The sequence below is a fragment of the Chryseobacterium sp. P1-3 genome, from assembly GCF_000738495.1.
GTDB classification, from domain to species: Bacteria; Bacteroidota; Bacteroidia; order Flavobacteriales; family Weeksellaceae; genus Chryseobacterium; species Chryseobacterium gallinarum.
Map to the genome: position 1 here is coordinate 71,275 of NZ_JPEQ01000004.1, position 18,562 is coordinate 89,836.

The 18,562-nt window shown below is 36.8% G+C and carries 17 protein-coding genes and 1 tRNA gene; 6 read left to right on the forward strand and 12 right to left on the reverse strand.

Annotated features, from left to right (window positions below; genetic code table 11):
• The first annotated feature begins 138 nt into the window (after positions 1-138).
• A complete protein-coding gene (locus tag HX13_RS03050; RefSeq protein WP_050019863.1) occupies positions 139-1,572 on the forward strand; it encodes an alpha-amylase in 1,434 nt (477 codons plus the stop codon).
• Positions 1,573-1,676: 104 nt separating this feature from the next.
• Here the strand turns inward: HX13_RS03050 and HX13_RS03055 are convergent, their stop codons facing one another.
• From HX13_RS03055 to HX13_RS25920, 4 genes are read right to left on the reverse strand one after another with little or no spacing between them, the layout of a single operon-like run.
• Positions 1,677-2,087 (reverse strand): thiol-disulfide oxidoreductase DCC family protein, encoded by a 411-nt coding sequence (locus tag HX13_RS03055; RefSeq protein ID WP_050019864.1) that lies wholly within the window; start codon positions 2,085-2,087, stop codon positions 1,677-1,679.
• A 5-nt stretch (positions 2,088-2,092) separates the two neighbouring features.
• Positions 2,093-2,326: a heme-binding domain-containing protein gene (locus HX13_RS25910; RefSeq protein WP_316931224.1), complete on the reverse strand. Its 234-nt coding sequence runs from the start codon at positions 2,324-2,326 to the stop codon at positions 2,093-2,095.
• Positions 2,280-2,435, reverse strand: coding sequence for a heme-binding domain-containing protein (locus HX13_RS25915; protein WP_316931253.1), 156 nt, complete (start codon positions 2,433-2,435; stop codon positions 2,280-2,282). Before HX13_RS25915 ends, HX13_RS25910 begins: the two co-directional genes overlap by 47 nt.
• A 4-nt stretch (positions 2,436-2,439) precedes the next feature.
• A complete protein-coding gene (locus tag HX13_RS25920) occupies positions 2,440-2,562 on the reverse strand; it encodes a hypothetical protein (RefSeq protein ID WP_316931225.1) in 123 nt (40 codons plus the stop codon).
• A gap of 433 nt (positions 2,563-2,995) precedes the next feature.
• Here HX13_RS25920 and katG point away from each other — a divergent pair, with 433 nt between their 5' ends.
• Positions 2,996-5,275 carry a catalase/peroxidase HPI gene (gene katG, locus HX13_RS03065; protein ID WP_050019865.1) on the forward strand — a complete coding sequence of 760 codons (2,280 nt, stop codon included), beginning with the start codon at positions 2,996-2,998 and terminating at the stop codon, positions 5,273-5,275.
• Positions 5,276-5,418: 143 nt separating this feature from the next.
• On the opposite strand, the gene HX13_RS03070 is transcribed toward katG, so the two are convergent.
• From HX13_RS03070 to HX13_RS03095, 6 genes are all read right to left on the reverse strand, one after another.
• A complete protein-coding gene (locus HX13_RS03070; protein WP_050019866.1) occupies positions 5,419-5,715 on the reverse strand; it encodes a hypothetical protein in 297 nt (98 codons plus the stop codon).
• Positions 5,716-5,768: 53 nt separating this feature from the next.
• Complete coding sequence (locus HX13_RS03075) at positions 5,769-6,365, reverse strand: hypothetical protein (protein ID WP_050019867.1); 597 nt, start codon at positions 6,363-6,365, stop codon at positions 5,769-5,771.
• A 1,098-nt stretch (positions 6,366-7,463) separates the two neighbouring features.
• The gene (locus HX13_RS03080; protein ID WP_050019868.1) at positions 7,464-7,784 is read right to left on the reverse strand and encodes a DUF6705 family protein; all 321 of its coding nucleotides are present in this window, start codon (positions 7,782-7,784) and stop codon (positions 7,464-7,466) included.
• A 172-nt stretch (positions 7,785-7,956) separates the two neighbouring features.
• A complete protein-coding gene (locus HX13_RS03085; RefSeq protein ID WP_128572169.1) occupies positions 7,957-8,406 on the reverse strand; it encodes a DUF6705 family protein in 450 nt (149 codons plus the stop codon).
• A gap of 26 nt (positions 8,407-8,432) precedes the next feature.
• Positions 8,433-9,962, reverse strand: coding sequence for a hypothetical protein (locus HX13_RS03090; RefSeq protein ID WP_050019870.1), 1,530 nt, complete (start codon positions 9,960-9,962; stop codon positions 8,433-8,435).
• Between the two features lie 516 nt (positions 9,963-10,478).
• Positions 10,479-10,549, reverse strand: a tRNA-Gln gene (locus tag HX13_RS03095).
• 439 nt (positions 10,550-10,988) lie between these two features.
• On the opposite strand from HX13_RS03095, the gene der reads away from it, so the two are divergent.
• Together der and upp are read left to right on the forward strand one after the other, a co-directional pair.
• Complete coding sequence (gene der / locus HX13_RS03100) at positions 10,989-12,299, forward strand: ribosome biogenesis GTPase Der (protein WP_050019871.1); 1,311 nt, start codon at positions 10,989-10,991, stop codon at positions 12,297-12,299.
• A gap of 134 nt (positions 12,300-12,433) precedes the next feature.
• A complete protein-coding gene (gene upp / locus HX13_RS03105; RefSeq protein ID WP_050019872.1) occupies positions 12,434-13,084 on the forward strand; it encodes a uracil phosphoribosyltransferase in 651 nt (216 codons plus the stop codon).
• 129 nt (positions 13,085-13,213) lie between these two features.
• Here upp and HX13_RS03110 read toward each other — a convergent pair whose 3' ends face one another.
• Together HX13_RS03110 and HX13_RS03115 are read right to left on the reverse strand one after the other, a co-directional pair.
• Positions 13,214-13,867, reverse strand: coding sequence for a ComF family protein (locus tag HX13_RS03110; protein ID WP_050019873.1), 654 nt, complete (start codon positions 13,865-13,867; stop codon positions 13,214-13,216).
• A gap of 87 nt (positions 13,868-13,954) precedes the next feature.
• Positions 13,955-15,433: a helix-turn-helix domain-containing protein gene (locus HX13_RS03115; RefSeq protein ID WP_050019874.1), complete on the reverse strand. Its 1,479-nt coding sequence runs from the start codon at positions 15,431-15,433 to the stop codon at positions 13,955-13,957.
• 124 nt (positions 15,434-15,557) lie between these two features.
• Here HX13_RS03115 and aceB point away from each other — a divergent pair, with 124 nt between their 5' ends.
• Both aceB and aceA read left to right on the forward strand, forming a co-directional pair.
• Positions 15,558-17,132 carry a malate synthase A gene (gene aceB / locus HX13_RS03120; protein ID WP_050019875.1) on the forward strand — a complete coding sequence of 525 codons (1,575 nt, stop codon included), beginning with the start codon at positions 15,558-15,560 and terminating at the stop codon, positions 17,130-17,132.
• A gap of 110 nt (positions 17,133-17,242) precedes the next feature.
• Positions 17,243-18,523 (forward strand): isocitrate lyase, encoded by a 1,281-nt coding sequence (gene aceA / locus HX13_RS03125; protein WP_050019876.1) that lies wholly within the window; start codon positions 17,243-17,245, stop codon positions 18,521-18,523.
• Positions 18,524-18,562 lie beyond the last annotated feature (39 nt).

Below are 18,562 nucleotides of genomic sequence, written 5' to 3' on the forward strand. Positions count from 1 at the left end.
AATTTATGATTTTTTAATGAAAATTTCATCCATCCTTTCTGAATGTTTATTGGAGAAAATGAAAATATTTCTCAACGATTGGAGTTTATTTTTGATAAAAGTGTAAATTGGTTAATGAATTACTAATCAGATATTGATATGAAAAAAACACATTTCCTTCTTTCTTTACTGGCTTTAACCGTGATGAGCTCTTGCCGGAATAATGATGAATCAACAATCGAAGCTCCGGGGAAACAAGAGGTTCACAATAAAACAATTAATGTGACCCATCATGATGGGAGACCATTTAGTACAGGAAAAGAGTCTGTACAGGGAAAATTTGTATCCGGGCCCGGTGGAGGAGTTCTGATGCAGGGTTTTTATTGGGATGTTCCGGAAGGGGGTAATTGGTGGAATACCGTTAAAGATAAACTGACAGCCTGGTCGGATGCAGGCATTGGGGCAGTATGGCTTCCTCCTGCTTCAAAAGCTCAGAACGGAGCTTATTCCATGGGCTATGATCCCACAGATTATTATGATTTTGGAAATTTCAATCAAAATGGAAGTATCGAAACCCGCTTCGGATCCAGAACAGAGCTGGAGGCATTGATTACAAAAGCGCATGCAGAAAATATGCAGGTATATGCGGATATTGTCATCAATCATAACAGTGGAGGAAAATCGGAAGCCAATCCTTTTACGGGAACAAATACCTGGACGGATTTTTCCGGAATCGCTTCGGGAAAGTTTCAAAGAAATTACAATGACTTTTATAAAAATGCCTACGGAAATAATGATGAAGGTTCTTTTGGTGGATTTCCGGATCTGTGTCATGCCAATCCTCATGTACAGGACTGGCTCTGGGGCCGGGACGACTCTGTCGCAAAATACTATAAAAATGTAATGAAGTTCGATGGCTGGAGATTTGATTATGTCAAAGGCTTCGGACCGTGGGTAGTCAATACGTGGAACTCCAAGGTAGGAGGATTTTCCGTGGGAGAGCTTTGGGACTCCAATGTCAATACACTGGAATGGTGGGCTAATAATGCAAACAGTTCCGTGTTTGACTTTGCTGCTTACTATAAAATGGATGAAGCTTTTGATAATGGCAATTTAAACGCCCTGAATGACGATATGATGTGGAAAAGAAATCCTTATAAGGCAGTAACTTTTGTAGCCAATCATGATACGGATATCATTTATAATAAAATGCCTGCCTATGCCTATATTCTGACTCATGAAGGCTATCCTACCATTTTCTACAGGGATTATGAAGAATGGCTGAATAAAGAAAGAATGAACAACCTGATCTGGATCCATAATAATAAGGCAACAGGAACTACATCTATTCTTTATACGGATAATGACGAATACATTGCAAGACGTAACGGATATAACGGGAATCCCGGACTTGTAGTGTATATCAATACCTCTTCAAGCTGGCAGGAAAGATGGGTTGAAACCAATTGGAGCAGCCAACAGATTAAAGATTTTACCGGACACTCAAGCTGGTATCCTACAACTCAGGGGGATAAATGGGTAAAAATCCAATGCCCGCCGAATAGCTATTCCATATGGTCGGTTAATTTATAAGTAAAGGACAGATTCTATTGATATTGATTCCGCAGATGTTGCTGACAAACGTGGATCTCTTTTGTAAGAATAACATTTGCGGAATTTGTGAATATGCGGGATTATCAAACCTGGATAAACTTTTTCTTCTGATGCTCATCAGGGAGAAAGCACTTTTGATTGGCCAGTTTCATTCTGTTTTTTGAAATGATATCATAAAGTTGGTCACTCAGAAAGGCGGGTATAATTTTTCCAATAATTGAAAGTCTGTAAATTCCTCCCAGCATATTGGCAATTTCCAGGACAGCTTTTGACTTGATTAAATAATACTGATGCGGCTTCCAAAGATAAAGCGTGTTAAATACCTTCGTTTCTAATCCTCTTTCCGATAAAAATTGCTGTCCGAAACCGGATTGCAATGAAGCAAACATAAATTTGTCTTTTTTATCCCTTTCCAGAATCCACTGGACCCAGAAATTGCAGACACCACAATTCCCGTCAAAAAATACAATATGTTTATTTTCCCAGTTTTCCACAATTTCTATTTATTAAACATAATTCCTCTTTCAGTATCTTCTTTTATCTTATTAAAGTATTTAACCAAATCAGCACGCTGTTCATCCGTTAACTTTGCATTTTGATGTCCTATATAATAAGATTCAAGAGGCATTTCTTTTTTTTCAATCATTTCTATACACTCTTCTAATTTTTTGAGTTGCCTCTGAGGCTCATATACAGCAAAGGTAGAAAAAATTAAGATGTTTTCTGCCCTCATTAATGTGGTTTTTCAAAAACCATGAAGCCGGTGAAATATTTGCATACCAGGGATATCTGGTTTCATTGGAGTGGCAATCATAGCAGGAAGTACGGATGGTTTTGGCAATTTTATCAGGAGTTTTTTTTAATCTTCAGAAAATCCATACCCGGAGTTAAGGGAGGATTGGTTTTATCGATAGGAAAAAACTGGATCATAATAAAGGCTACCAGAATGACAACTAATACTTTTTTCATAGATGTTCATGCTTCTTATATAAATATAAAGATAGCTAATTTATTTTAAGATTGTATACCCGAAACAGGAAGAAGGAAGAATTGTTTTATAGCAATCATCAGATAAAACTTTTATAAATTAAGAATGTTGTTACTGTAAGTTTAATACTTTCAAACTTCTGGCTTTCAGGTTTGTCCGAAATTCTTTGAGTCATTCTAAATAGAGTGAGGTAATGATGTTTTCACTCAATTGATACAAAAAAAATCGCTAACTTAATACCACAATAATGTCTTTGAGAAAATGCCGCGGAAGTATCTAATTATAGTTTTTTACTATCATTGAAATAATAATTAATAGATTGTATTTATTGGATAAGGGTTGTAAGTTTGTCATGTCTTACAACAGAAAAGTTACTTAATCTGCATTAATCAATATAAAAATAAATAAACAACAATGGAAAAAGATTTGAATGACATCAGTAAATGTCCGTTTCACAACGGGACGATGAAAAAGAATGTAGCGGGAGGAGGAACTCAAAATCAGGATTGGTGGCCTGATCAGTTGAGAGTAGATATCCTGCGTCAGCATTCATCACTGTCTAATCCTATGGATGAAGACTTTGATTATGCCGAGGCTTTTAAAAGCCTGGATCTTGAGGCAGTTAAAAGGGACCTCCATGCATTAATGACGGATTCACAAGACTGGTGGCCTGCTGATTTCGGACATTACGGGCCTCTGTTTATCCGTATGGCGTGGCACAGTGCCGGAACGTATCGTGTAGGAGATGGCAGAGGAGGTGCCGGATCGGGACAGCAGCGTTTTGCCCCGTTAAACAGCTGGCCGGATAACGTCAGCCTGGATAAGGCAAGAAGGTTATTGTGGCCGATCAAACAAAAGTATGGAAGAAATATATCCTGGGCAGACCTTTTAATCCTTACGGGAAATGTTGCCCTGGAATCTATGGGTTTCAAAACATTCGGATTTGCAGGCGGGCGTGAAGACGTTTGGGAACCGGATATGGATGTGTATTGGGGATCGGAAAAGACATGGTTAGGTGGAGATGTGCGTTATGCTCACGGTTCCGAAGGAGTAGCAGAGGGACAGTCGGCGGTTCTTCCGACAGATGATAATGCAGATGGCGATATCCATTCCAGAAACCTGGAGAAACCACTGGCAGCTGTGCAGATGGGACTTATTTATGTAAATCCTGAAGGGCCGGATGGAAATCCTGATCCGATTGCTGCTGCTAAAGATATCCGTGATACCTTCGGACGTATGGCAATGAATGATGAAGAAACGGTTGCCTTGATTGCCGGAGGACATACTTTTGGTAAAACCCACGGAGCAGGTCCGGCTGATCATGTTGGCAAAGAACCTGAAGGTGCAGGAATTGAGCTGCAAGGATTGGGATGGGCGAGTACCTATAAATCCGGAAGCGGAAGAGATGCCATCTCCAGTGGTCTGGAAGTAACATGGACGGAAACCCCGACTCAATGGAGTAATTATTTTTTCAAAAATTTATTTGAAAATGAATGGGAATTAACGAAAAGCCCGGCAGGAGCTCATCAATGGGTTGCAAAAAATGGTGCTGAAATTATTCCCGATGCTTTTGATTCTTCTAAAAAACATAGACCTACAATGTTAACTACGGACCTTTCACTGAGACTGGATCCGGTATATGAAAAAATTTCAAGACATTTTTATGAAAACCCCGATGCCTTTGCAGATGCCTTTGCGAGAGCATGGTTTAAACTTACTCACAGGGATATGGGGCCACGTGCCCGTTATCTGGGGCCCGATGTTCCACAGGAAGAATTAATATGGCAGGACCCGATTCCTGAAGTAGATCATGAGCTGGTAAACGATTCAGATGTGGAAATTCTTAAATCGAAAGTTTTACATTCAGGATTAAGTATTTCCGAATTGGTATCTACTGCCTGGGCTTCAGCTTCAACTTTCAGAGGAAGTGATAAACGTGGTGGTGCGAACGGAGCCAGAATCAGGCTGGAGCCACAAAAAAACTGGGAAGTCAATAATCCGGTGCAGTTACAGAAAGTATTGGATGTGTTGCAGGGAATCCAAAACGATTTTAACGCTTCCCAAAACGATGGTAAGAAAATTTCTTTGGCAGATCTTATTGTTTTAGCAGGAAATGCAGCCGTGGAAGCAGCTGCCAAAAATGCCGGACATGATGTTAAAGTTTCTTTTGCCCCTGGAAGAATGGATGCCTCACAGGAACAAACGGATGTAGAATCTATGGGATATCTTGAGCCTGTTGCTGACGGTTTCCGGAATTACCTGAAAAGAAAATTCTCAGTATCCACAGAATCATTACTGATTGATAAAGCGCAGTTACTAACCCTTACAGCTCCGGAATTAACGGTGTTGATAGGAGGTATGCGTGCCCTGGATACTAATTTTGATGGTTCAAAACATGGAGTGTTTACCAATCGTCCGGGAGTTTTAACCAATGATTTCTTTGTGAATCTATTGGATATGAGAACACAATGGAAAGCGATGTCAGAAGATCAGGAATTGTATATAGGCAGCGACCGGTCAACAGGTCAGCCAAGATGGACGGCCACTCGTGCAGACCTTGTTTTCGGATCTAATTCTGAATTAAGAGCAGTAGCTGAAGTTTACGGAAGTGCTGATGCGCAAGGCAAATTTGTCAAGGACTTTGTAGCAGCCTGGACAAAAGTGATGAATCTGGACAGGTTTGATCTGATTTAACAGATGACCTTATTTATAAAAACTTAGAGACAGCAGGAATGCTGTCTTTTTATTTATCTTTCTGAAGAAAAAACTGGGTTTTATTTTCCAGGGTTAAGACCCCATGATCTTTCCCTTTTAATGTAATAGATCCGGTATGATTATCAAATCTGATGAATACACTGTCTTTTTTTGGCGGTAGGAGTGAAAAACAATTTCGCCTTTTCAGTAGCAATTCCTTTTTTATACATAATGATACTGTCAGGTCTTACTACAATATGGATATTCTCTTCCCGGATTTTTTCTTTTACCAATTGGTGTAATGCTAATTCTTTAAACTCACTTTTATCACTTAAATTGATAATATCATCCACTTTCCAGTTACCCAGAAACTGATCATTGGTTTGTTTCATGAAAGATAAACAGATAACGGGAATTAATAAGTAAGATATTTTTTTCATGTGGTAATACAGGTTAAAAATGGCAAGGGTTTACCCCTTGCCATCTGTTATATTTAAGAATTGTTCTTGATCACATCGTCATTTATCTGGATAAGTAAAGTCTTCATATCGCCATCGATATCTATAGTTTTTTTATTAATAACATCCTCTAAAAGGCCGTCAATATCTGTGCTTCCATTACCTTGTGTTGACATTTTTCCAACAAAGTGATAGTGATTACCACCACCTACTAAATGAACATCATAGTGGTTGATTGAGATTCCACCTAAACCTATTGAAACATCAACCCATCCGTAGATGTGCCAGGTCGTTCCATTAACGTCTTTTATGGTGTAATCCAATTCAATTTTTTTATAAGCATTGGCTGCAGTATAGTTTTCTTTTTCTGGTGTTGGAATTGTGGTATTCGCATATAATGATGCTACACTTAAAACGGTTGTTAATAATAAGATCTTTTTCATAGTAATTAGTTTTGTCCTCATTTTGTTCAGGCTAAGGTGAGAACTTTTTCTTAACCTGTTTTTAAAATTATTGAATTGGTGATACATTTTTTGAGTTGTTGTATAATCAACTTTTGTATTCAATTTTTTTTTACCGGTGTCTTTTACTTTTTGTTTCAAAGAGTTTTCGTCTGTTTTTTCTTTTGTCAATCGTACTTATTGTTGCAAAACAAATATTCTGAAAACCTACTTTCAAAAAAATATCCTACCCTACAATGAAAAAAGTATTTGCTTACTATATACTCGATCGGATTTGCTGTTAGCCGAGTATAGTACGTGCCAATGTGATATTGGCAAGAACTCGTTTTCATGGTAGTTTTTTTAATAATGATTGAATAAATATATAAAATATTTCATTATGTATGGATAAAAAATAATAAAAAAATAATTAAATATTGTAAAAAAATTAATTGTTTTTTTTATTTTATGCGGAATAAAATATAATGAAGGTTAGTGTTTTGAGGTAAATATGATATAGTCAATTATTCGTGGGAAGTAGAAACAGTAAATCATCCAGCTGTTATTATGATCTAACAAAATATAGTAACTACTAAGAAAGTATAACCCAGATACCATAAAATTAGAGTTACGGGATTTGTTTGTTAGATAAGTTTAGAACTTTGATAGGCGGTAGTAGGGAGAAGGTAGGTTTGAGTTTGAGAGTTTTTGGAGAGGTAAGAAAAGACCATACCCTTCTTTAAATGAAAAAATGCCTTGGGAAAAATTACAGTCGCTGGAACATGTTATCCCTATTTAGTCTGATGTTACTGCAAAATTTTGGGACTCGAATGAAGTAATATTGCTCAGAAATTATACTTACTTAAGTTATATCCTCTTTTATTTCTGGTATCTTCTATGGCTAAAAAAAAAACTCTCTTAATTTGTAGCGAATCTATTGTTATAGCACAATTAAGTGCAAAAATAAAATGATTGGCTTTACCTGTTTGTAGTAGAACCAATCATTTTTAGTTGAAGATATTGAGCGTGATTATTGTTTTGTAAAAATCAAATCTTTTGTTTCAGGAAGATAAATGGTTGTATCCAAAGTGGAAGGGCATTTACTTTCTGTTGTTGTAATATCATTTGGACGATATTCCCAGGAAAGTTGTGTGGTATTAACTTTTTTTTAATATTATTTTACCCCATCCAACATGACAGTTTGTGCCAGCATAGTTAAATAATACCTTAATTCCATTCTCAATAGCCCATTGACTATAAATTGTATGTAATAAATCAGCGTTAAATACTTTATTTTGAGTGTCTTGTAGAATTACTCCAAATGAATTTTTTAACAGTATAACGTATGGAGAGAGCGTCTATATAAATTTGTTTATCTCCAAAATCAAATAACTTATCATTTTCTTTAGAAATAAAAAGAGTAATTTGGTTACCATTATATGTAGCTGAGTACGTACCTGTAAAGGATTGAAGTTCATTATTTGTATCCTTTAAGTGTGATAAATTAGGAATATTATCGATTGACGTTATTAATGGAAAAGCCTGCTGAGCTTTACAAGAAATAATGTTTAGCATTGTTAATATAAGAGCTATTTTATATATTGTTTTCATATTTCATCATTGTGAAAAAGACTGTCATTAAAACAGTCTCTATCATTATTGTTTTGTAAATATTAAATCTTTTGTTACAGGTAAATAAATGGTTGTATCCAAAGTGGAAGGGCATTTACTTTCTGTTGTTGTAATATCATTTGGACGATATTCCCAGGAAAGTTGTGTGGTATTAACTTTTTTTTAATATTATTTTACCCCATCCAACATAACAGTTTGTACCAGAATATACAAAAATTATTTCATTTTTAGTGGGTTTTGTTCCAATACTATACAATTCTATCTTAGATGAAGTATCATTTTGTGTATCTTGTAAGATATTTCCAGATGAGTTTTTGACAATATATTTTACGATTAAAGCATCCATATAATAATTTTTCTGACCAAACTTTTCTAATTTATTATCTTGTTTGGTAATGTATAAGATAATTTCATTACCTTCAAAACTTGTCTTATAAGTCCCAATATAGGGAGCTAATTCATTGTTTAAATCTTTCAGATAAGAGTTTTGTGGAATTTCTTCATAATCTGAATTTAAGGGGAATGTTTGTTGTGCTTTGCAAGATATAAGACTTAAAAATAAAATTAGAATTACTACTATTTTGTTATATGTTGTTTTCATATTTAAATTTATTATTTTGATTAGTATTAAGGACAAGGAGTTGCTGTAATTGAACCAGTAATATCTTTTGTTACATTATATACTGTTCCATTAGGCTCTACACGCTGAAGGACTACCTTGTTGTCAAGTCCCATATTTGTCAAAGTATCAAAAAACAATTTTTCTAATCCTTTTTCATTTAAATCGCCTGCTGAATTGATATATGAAGTTCCACTAATGCTTGTGTTGGTTAATTTAGCCTCTTTTTTTTGATAATCTATTAAAATTTGTTTCATTTGTTCAGGTGAATATACAAAATTTGCTAATTCTGTTCCTGTACCTACATAACGTATTACATAATGTATATATTTAACGTTGTCAGGACAAGTGTTACAAGGTTCACCGGCAATCATACCAAAATAAGCATTTCCCACACCATCATATACGCTTTGTGCTGCTGCAAATCCAAATAAAGTATCCACGATATCAGGAGGCGAAAACATGTGAATTCCTGTAGCTGTATGATTGTGATAACCTCCATAACCATCTGTTATATCTTTAAATACAACCTGATGAGCAGAATTAATATCAGCAAGCACTACAGTTCCGTCTTTCTTTTCTTTAAATCCTAATTCTCCGATATTTGGATTAGTAACAGACAACTTTGCATTCCCTTTTACATTGTTAATGCCTTGTTGCACATTAGGTCTATTCAACATTACTTTTGTTTTTTCGCATGGTGATGCTTTGCTGGCTAGTGAAAATGTTGGTATTGTAGGAGTTCCTTCATTAGGTCCGCTTCCTAAGCCTCTTGTGTCACCAACGCTAGTACCTCCTCCGTTTCCTGTTCCGTCATCTAGACTTGTATCTGCTCCACAAACTAATGCTACTACAGTAAGATGTTGAGCAGGATAACCTCCTTGACTTTGCCAGTTGCAACTGCCCCAAGTACTTTCATTAGTTTGGTTATGGTCTCCAGTATAACAAGAAAAGTACATATCTACAGTTTGGTAAGAGCAGGATTCGGTACCTCCCATGCTTCTATTAGAAATTACTCCTCCGTATGTTCCTTTTGCGAGTTCAATAGCTGTGGTTTTACCTGCTGTTTTTACTCCTTTACCTGCAAGTAAATCAAATTTTTCCTGTGGTGTAAAATTGTAAGTTACTAAAAGTTCTTTATAAGTTCCATCAGGTAGTGAAGATAATACTAAATTTTCTAATGGCGCATTTTCAGGAGTATTTTCTCTAACCAGATTAAATGTGTAGGTATGGAAAGTTGGTCCGTATTCAATGTAAGTTACGTTGTCTGTGGCAATCGAAACTCCATTTGTGAAATCAACTGTTTTGCCTGATGAATTAGTTTTGATTTCTGTTAGATTGTTTTGTACTTTTTGTAATTCAGTTTTAAGAACTAATTTATGTTTACTTTGTTCCAAACGAATTGTTTGGGATGTTGGCCTGAATTGACCACTGTTGTTGTACGTTTCTTGTTCTGGTGTTAGTTCATTTCTACAGGAATATAACAAGAGCATAATGGTTACTAAGAAAAGTAACTTCGCAATAAATTTGTTTTTCATTATTTGTATAAAATTAAAATGTTATTTAGTTTTCTTGGCGACAAAGATATAAAAAGCACTCAATCACTTAATACGGGAAACCATATATTGTTTAATACAAATATATACCGTCAAAGCGACAAAATATGTCGTATTTAATTTATGATGTATCTTTCATTTTCTCAGCATTTTCCCGATTAGAGAGTTTGAGCTGATTAAGTGTAATTAGAGGATGATTAATTATGAAATAAACTTGTAGTATGTATTGGTACTATGTGGCAGTTTACATACAATCCCGTTCATCGGTATTGCAGAGATAAAATAAGCCTCAACCCAATAAGGTCCGGGCTCTGTTTTTTGCTATATTTTTACTAATTAACCCATGTCCGTTACTATTGTCTTTCCACTGAATCTGAGTTTCTGATACTTTTCTAAATTCAAAACCTTGTGTTGGCGGGATGATGCCGTATTTTTTACCTGATCCTGAAGCAAGCTATGATTTAAAACAAAAAACCACCCTTTAAAAAGGATGGTTTGTAGACCCACAGGGATTCGAACCCCAGATGACTGAACCAAAATCAGTAGTGTTACCGCTACACCATGGGTCTGTTTTGATGCCGCGAAATTAGAAAATTAATTTTAAATATGAAAATTTAAATTAAAAATTAATGCGTATAACAGCAGTATAAACGGCTTTAGGTATTGATATCCAAATAATTATTTTTAATAAAAAAATCAAAATAAATGAGACTTTTAATACTCAATAGCCTGAATTCGGATTAAGAAAGGTAATTATACAGGCTGGAAGCTGAAAAAGGCGTTGGAAGCTGTTTTCAGTTAATTAATAAAAGTTAAACGAATATTTACTTTTAAAGAAGAAATAACTTCCAGCTTCTATCTCCCGGCTTCAATTGATTAAACCAGAAATCCTTATACTGGGCATTAAATAATAAACCTTATCTTTGCAAAAAAATTGGGCTCCAAAAGTTGGAGTAACCCATTAATAACATATCCTGAGTAATAAAGGATTATTAAACATTTTTTTTTATGTCAAATATTGTCGCAATCGTTGGGCGTCCCAACGTAGGAAAATCCACGCTTTTTAATCGTTTATTGGAAAGAAGGGAAGCCATTGTAGATTCTACAGCAGGTGTAACCAGAGACCGTCACTACGGGAAATCCGACTGGAATGGTGTAGACTTTACCGTAATTGATACCGGAGGATACGATGTAGGAACTGATGATATCTTTGAGGAAGAGATCCGTAAGCAGGTACAGCTGGCGGTGGACGAAGCCACATCTATTATTTTTATGATGAATGTAGAAGAGGGGCTTACTGATACAGACCACGAAATTTACAGATTGCTGAGAAGATCCAATAAACCTATTTATATTGTTGTCAACAAAGTTGATTCAGCGAAGGAAGAACTCCCGGCAACAGAATTCTATCAGTTGGGTATTGAAAAATATTATACACTTTCTTCGGCTACAGGATCAGGAACCGGTGATTTGCTGGATGATATTGTGAAAGATTTCCCGACTACAGAATATAAAGATCCTTTTGAAGGATTGCCTAAGATTACAATAGCTGGTCGTCCGAATGTAGGAAAATCTACGTTGACCAACGCATTGTTGGATGTAGAAAGAAATATTGTTACTGACATTGCAGGAACAACAAGAGACAGCATCCAGACCCTGTATAACAAATTCGGACACGAGTTTGTATTGGTAGATACGGCCGGAATGAGAAAAAAATCCAAGGTGAATGAAGATCTTGAATTCTATTCCGTTATGAGATCTATCCGCTCTATTGAATATTCTGATGTAGTGATCATCATGGTAGATGCTACCCAGGGATGGGAATCCCAGGATATGAATATTTTCGGACTGGCTCAGAAAAACAGAAAAGGAATTGTTATTCTGGTAAACAAGTGGGATTTGATTGAAGACAAGCAAACGAACACAATGCGGGATTTTGAAAAATCTATCAAAGACAAAATAGGCCAGTTTCAGGATATTCCGATTCTATTCATCTCAGCTTTAACGAAGCAAAGAATTTTGAAAGCAGTAGAAGTAGCAATGGAAGTGTATGAAGACCGTAAGAAAAAAATCAAAACCTCAAAACTGAACGAGGTAATGCTTCCGATTTTTGAGCAAACACCTCCACCGGCCAATAAAGGGAAATACATTAAAATTAAATACTGTGTTCAGCTTCCTACACCTTCACCACAATTCGTATTCTTCTGTAATCTTCCGCAGTATGTGAAAGAACCTTATAAAAGATTTACTGAAAATCAGTTGAGAAAAGAGTTCGGATTTACCGGAGTCCCAATTGAAGTATATTTCAGACAAAAATAAAATGACTTTTCATAAAAACCTGGTGGGATATTCTTATCAGGTTTTTTTTATGCTCATACCTTATTCTTATTGACATCAACCTGCAAATTCGTTTTTTTAGTTGTAATTTTGCAGAATTAAAAATTAAGATCTTCATGCTTACTATTTTATCGCAACAATTTTCTCTTGTTAATGAATGGATTAATGAACTTCGAAACGTGGAAGTTCAGCACGATCGGATGAGGTTCCGGAGAAATATGGAAAGAATCGGAGAAATTGCGGCCTTTGAGATCAGTAAAGGATTAGAGCATAGAGAAGTTGAAATTCAAACTCCTTTAGATACCATCAAAAGCAGGGAGATTGCGGTACAACCTGTTATTACAACTATTTTAAGAGCCGGAGTACCCTTATTCGAAGGAATACTGAATTACCTGGACAGGGCAGATTGTGGTTTCGTAGCCGCTTACAGAAAACATGATGCCAACGATTATTTTTCCATTAAACAGGATTATCTCACCTGCCCAAGCATTGAAGGAAGACCGTTAATTGTTGCAGATCCGATGCTGGCAACAGGAGCCTCCCTGATTGAAGCCATCAAAGACTTATTGACGAACGGAAACCCTACCCAACTTCATATCGTAGCAGCAATTGCTTCGAGGCAAGGGGTAGAAACGGTTCAGAATGCTTATCCTGACGCTCAGATATGGGTAGGAGCTATTGATGAACAATTAACTTCAAAAGGATATATCACTCCCGGATTAGGTGATGCAGGAGATTTGAGCTACGGAGAAAAACTTCAGCGATAATTAAAGATCCGGATTGTATATAAAATCAATAATAAACTAGATCTTACTTTATCCATTGCGTGTTTTTATACCGGAAGTACGATCAGGGTATACATGAACCGATAAAGACTTCAGTTATCACTGATTATTTTAAAGATCCATCGCCATTACCAGAACACTTACTTTATTGTTTCCGGCATTTAAAAGCTCCCATGCGATAGATGAAACCGTATTCCCGGTTGTAAAAACATCATCAATCAAAAGGATATGTTTCCCTGTAACAGCCTGGGTAAGTGAGAAAGCGTTAGCTGTACTTAAACGATGCTCCCTGTCTTTCAATGCCTGTGCTTTTGAATAATGATTTCTTTTAATAAGTTCATGGTGGTACGGAATACCATATAATATTGATAATGTCTCTGTAAATAAATGAAGCTGGTTATATCCTCTTTCCTTTAATTTTTTCGGATGTAGCGGGACACTTACCATAAGATCCGGTGTTTTGTCTCTAAAATCCAGTCGTTCCGCCGTCCATTCCGCGAGTGTTTTTCCTGCCTTTTCTCTGCTTCTGTATTTAAGTTCATGAATGATTTTACGGCTTAAACCTTGTTCCTCAAACTGCATCAAAGCATAAGTGTTTTCAACAGGGAACAGCAATTTACACTTTTCCCTGACCGGATTATTGCCGGAAAAATCATAATGGGTAAAATGAATCTGATCAAAACATACATTACAAACCAGAAGTTCAGGGCTGATAATTCTATTGCAGTGAATGCAGCGGTTAGGGAAAAGTAAGTCAAGTATCATTGTGTGTTTTTGCTAAAGTTATGAAATACTTTCCTGCCGGAAAATACCTTTATCCATAGCTTGATATTCTTCAAATCTTTTTAAGGCTTATTTCTCAAACTCCTTCCGGATCTTTTCTATTGAATTTTTCATACTGAGATTAAAATGCTCTTTATCCAGTCTTACCGGAGGTGCCTGCCTTACTTCACAATCAGGTATACTGCAGGATTCACAGGTAACTCCTACATTAATGGTTTGAAGAGACGGTGATTTGATAAAACCTATCTTCTTGATGGTGTGCGGATTTAACAAAATGCCCAGACAATAGCTTCTGTTGCTTCCGTCTGAAAAAGGGTTTTTCTGAGAAGTGGAAATCACCAGGTAGCTGATGCCTTGATCTTTATAATGAGAGATCTGAGCACCGGTCAGGGTTTCATTTTCCTTCAGGTAATGAAGATTCTTTACAGCAATCCATCTTCTGCAATAGTGTTCATTGGTTGCATTGGCATGGGGAGCTTGCTGATGGTTGAGATGAAGTTCTTTTAAAATCTGGATTTTGTCCGAATCTTTCTTTTTTACCAGGCATAAGTAGAAAAGATCTTTAATTCCCATTTCAGCAGAAAGGATATTTGTAAGCCGGTAGTAAAAAGTTTCAGGGGAGTGGGTAAAACTGCTGATAAGTTCTTCAAAGTTTTGGGGCTCCCATTTATTGTGAAGAAAAAAGTCTGCGGTTTTTTCGATGACGGGTTCTTTTGATATTAACAAAGCTCCCGCAAAATAAGACGCATAAAAATTATTCAGAATTTCTTCAAAACTTCCGAAGTCAAGCCATGAATATGTGGTAGGACGAACTTTTAATTCCAACACATTAAACCCGATTTCTTTAGCCAGAATAAAGGTTTTCTGATCCTTTTCAAGTTTCCTGTTCAGAAGCAATAGTTTTTTTTCAGGCATAAACAGGGAACGGAGATGATCCAGGGTTCCGTATTTTTCAAAATCTTCAGACTGGATGCTGTAATTGAATTTTTCTGAAAGTATTTTTTCCAGAATGTCAGATTGTAAATTTTTATCAGTTGTAAGGTTGTTTTCCCGGGTAAAAAGACTTACTTTTTCTTCTATTTCAGGAAAATAATTATCATAAAGCTCCTGGAAAGATCTCAGTACCGCGAAGTAAAATCTTTCTTTTCCGAGATTATAATTTTGGGAAATTTCAATCAGGGCATTGATGAAAGCCGTTACTTTTTTGGGGGCATCACTGATGATGCTGATGAGGTTGTTTTTATTAATCCCGAATAGCTCTAAAGGGACCTCTTTAAAAAAATCAGACTGCAGGATTTCGTTAAACGGAGCGAGACTCTTATCCAGCTTTGTGGAAACGAGGTCGTCAAAAGTACATTGCAAAGCTTCGGAAAGCTGGATGATTTTGTCATGCTTGGGGTATTTTTTTCCGTTCTCGATTTCGTTGAGATAAGATTTTGAAAGTCCGGTTTTTACGGCAAGATCCTGTAATGACCAGTTTTTCTTTTGTCTCTGTTGTTTCAGTTTCAGTCCGAAAACCGTTTTGATAAAGTCGCTTTCTGAATTCATACTCAAAGATAAATAATAGATGCGATTATTCGCATAATAATTTTTTAATAAAAACAGCGAACGTTCGCTATTTGTGAAAATTTTTGTTTATGTTTGTAATATTAAATCACAAAATCAACAAGTTATGGAAACTAAGACTCAACTGAAAATAAAGGCAGGCAGGCAGTTTGAAGAAATTTTCACTCAGGATCTGATAGATTTCCTGGTAGCTCTTCATCAGAATTTTGATCGCCAAAGAACAGAACTTTTAGAAGAACGGAAAAAAACTCAGCAAAAGTTTGATCAGGGAATACTGCCCGGGTTTTTAAAAGAAACAGAAGAAATCAGAGCCGGAAGCTGGGTCTGTGCACCATTGCCGGAAGATTTATTAGACAGAAGAGTAGAAATCACCGGACCTGTTGACCGTAAAATGATTATCAATGCTCTCAATTCCGGGGCAATGACATTTATGGCTGATTTTGAAGACAGCAATTCGCCTACATGGGAGAATTGTATGGAAGGACAACTGAACCTTACGGATGCCGTGAACAGGACAATTGATTTTGTAAATGAAAAAGGAAAAGCTTATCAGCTTAATGAAAATACAGCAGTTCTGATTGTTCGTCCCCGTGGATTGCATCTTCCTGAAAAGAACATTGAAATCAATGGAGAAGAATCTTCAGGATCATTGATTGATTTTGGAATTTATTTTTTCAGAAACGCAAAAAGGCTTCTGGAAAGAGGAAGTGGTCCTTACTTTTACCTTCCCAAATTAGAACATTATAAAGAGGCCCGCTGGTGGAACGAAGTATTTGTTTTTGCCCAGAATTACCTGGGAATTCCTGAAGGAACAATTAAGGCAACTGTTTTGATAGAAACGATTACCGCTTCATTTCAGATTGATGAAATTTTATACGAATTAAAAGAACATAGCGCAGGTCTGAATTGTGGCAGGTGGGATTATATTTTTTCATACATCAAAAAATTCAGAAACCTTCCGGAATTTATTGTGCCGGACAGGGATCAGGTAACCATGGTCTCACCTTTTATGAATGCTTATTCAAAAAGAGTGATTGAGGGCTGCCATAAAAGGAATGTTCATGCTATGGGAGGAATGGCTGCACAGATCCCTGTGAAAGATAACGATGAGGCAAATGCCCTGGCTTTCGAAAAAGTAAGAAATGATAAAGAAAGGGAAGTAAAAAACGGGCATGATGGCACCTGGGTAGCACATCCTGCATTGGTTTCCGTTGCAAAAGCAGTTTTTGACGAGTATATGCCCGGCAAAAACCAGATTGATAAAAAATTTGAATACCATATACAAGAAGCTGATCTGCTTGAAATTCCCAAAGGTGAAATTACAGAAAAAGGAGTAAGGAAAAATATTAATGTGGGAATCCTTTACCTGGAAAGCTGGCTAATGGGAGTAGGAGCGGCCGCAATTTATAATCTGATGGAAGATGCAGCTACGGCAGAAATTTCAAGGACCCAGATCTGGCAATGGCTGAAAAACGAAGCCGTCTTAAGTGACGACAGGACCCTCACCCGGAATATGGTCCTTCAATGGGAGTCGGAAGAAATGTACAATATTGAAAAATATGTGGGAGAAGAACGTTTTAAAAACGGAAAATTCAACCTGGCTAAAGAACTTTTCAATGAACTGGTTTTCTCCGAGAACTTTGAGGAATTTTTAACCCTTAAAGCCTATCCGTTTATCTAATTATCCAATAGAAATACCAACCAAAAAAAACGCAATCAAACAGCTAATGACCAGCAATTGGTTAACATCAACAACTATTACATAACCTTAATCTAACAAATCCAAATATTATGAAAACAAAACAAGAACAAATCCAGGCTATAGAGCAAGATTGGCTGACTAACCCTCGTTGGAACGGAGTGAAAAGACCTTACACGGCAGAAGAAGTTTTAAAACTGAGAGGCTCTTATAAAATAGATTATACCATCGCAACGGAAATGTCTAAAAAGCTTTGGGAAAAATTAAATTCCCAGGACTATGTGGCGGGGCTTGGTGCATTAACCGGTAATCAGGCTGTACAGGAAGTGGATGCAGGACTGGAAGCAATATACCTTTCAGGGTGGCAGGTAGCTGCAGATGCAAATTTGTCCGGAGAAATGTATCCGGATCAATCTTTATACCCTGCGAATTCCGTGCCTTCCGTCGTAAAGAAAATTAACAATGCCTTATTAAGGGCAGACCAGGTTCAGTCAGTAAGCGGAACAGGAAATAAAGAATACCTGGTACCGATTATTGCTGATGCAGAAGCAGGCTTTGGTGGAAACCTGAACGCTTTCGAACTGATGAAGCAGATGATCGAGGCAGGAGCTGCCGGGGTACATTTTGAAGATCAGCTTTCTTCTGCAAAAAAATGCGGACACCTGGGAGGAAAAGTATTGGTCCCTACCCAGGAAGCAGTGAATAAACTGATTGCAGCACGTCTTGCAGCAGATGTATCAGGAGTTCCGAGCCTTATCATTGCAAGAACGGATGCTGATGCCGCAGACTTGCTAACCTCAGATATTGATGACAGGGACAAAAAATTTGTCACCGGTGAGAGAACTTCCGAAGGATTTTATGTAGTAAGAAACGGAGTAGAGCAGGGAATAGACAGAGGATTGTCCTATGCGCCTTATGCAGATTTAATCTGGATGGAAACTTCTAACCCTGATCTGGAACAGGCAAGAAAATTTGCAGAAGGAATCCATGCCAAATTCCCGGGAAAGATGCTTGCTTATAACTGCTCACCTTCGTTTAACTGGGCTGCAAAACTGAGTGTTGAAGAGATGTCTACTTTCCGTGAGGAGCTTGCCAAAATGGGGTATAAATTCCAGTTTATCACATTAGCAGGTTTCCACGCTTTGAACACAGCTATGTTCGAATTGGCTTTAGCTTATAAAGAAAGAGGAATGGCAGGATATTCAGAATTGCAGGAACGTGAGTTTGCCCTGCAGCAAAAAGGGTTCCGAGCGGTAAAACACCAGTCTTTTGTAGGAACAGGATATTTTGATGAAATCCAGAATATTGTTACAAATGGTTCATCTGCAACAGTTGCCATGAAAGATTCTACGGAAACTGCACAGTTTCATTAGTCATTTTTTCCATATTTTTTTGATGTAAACCTTCTCATT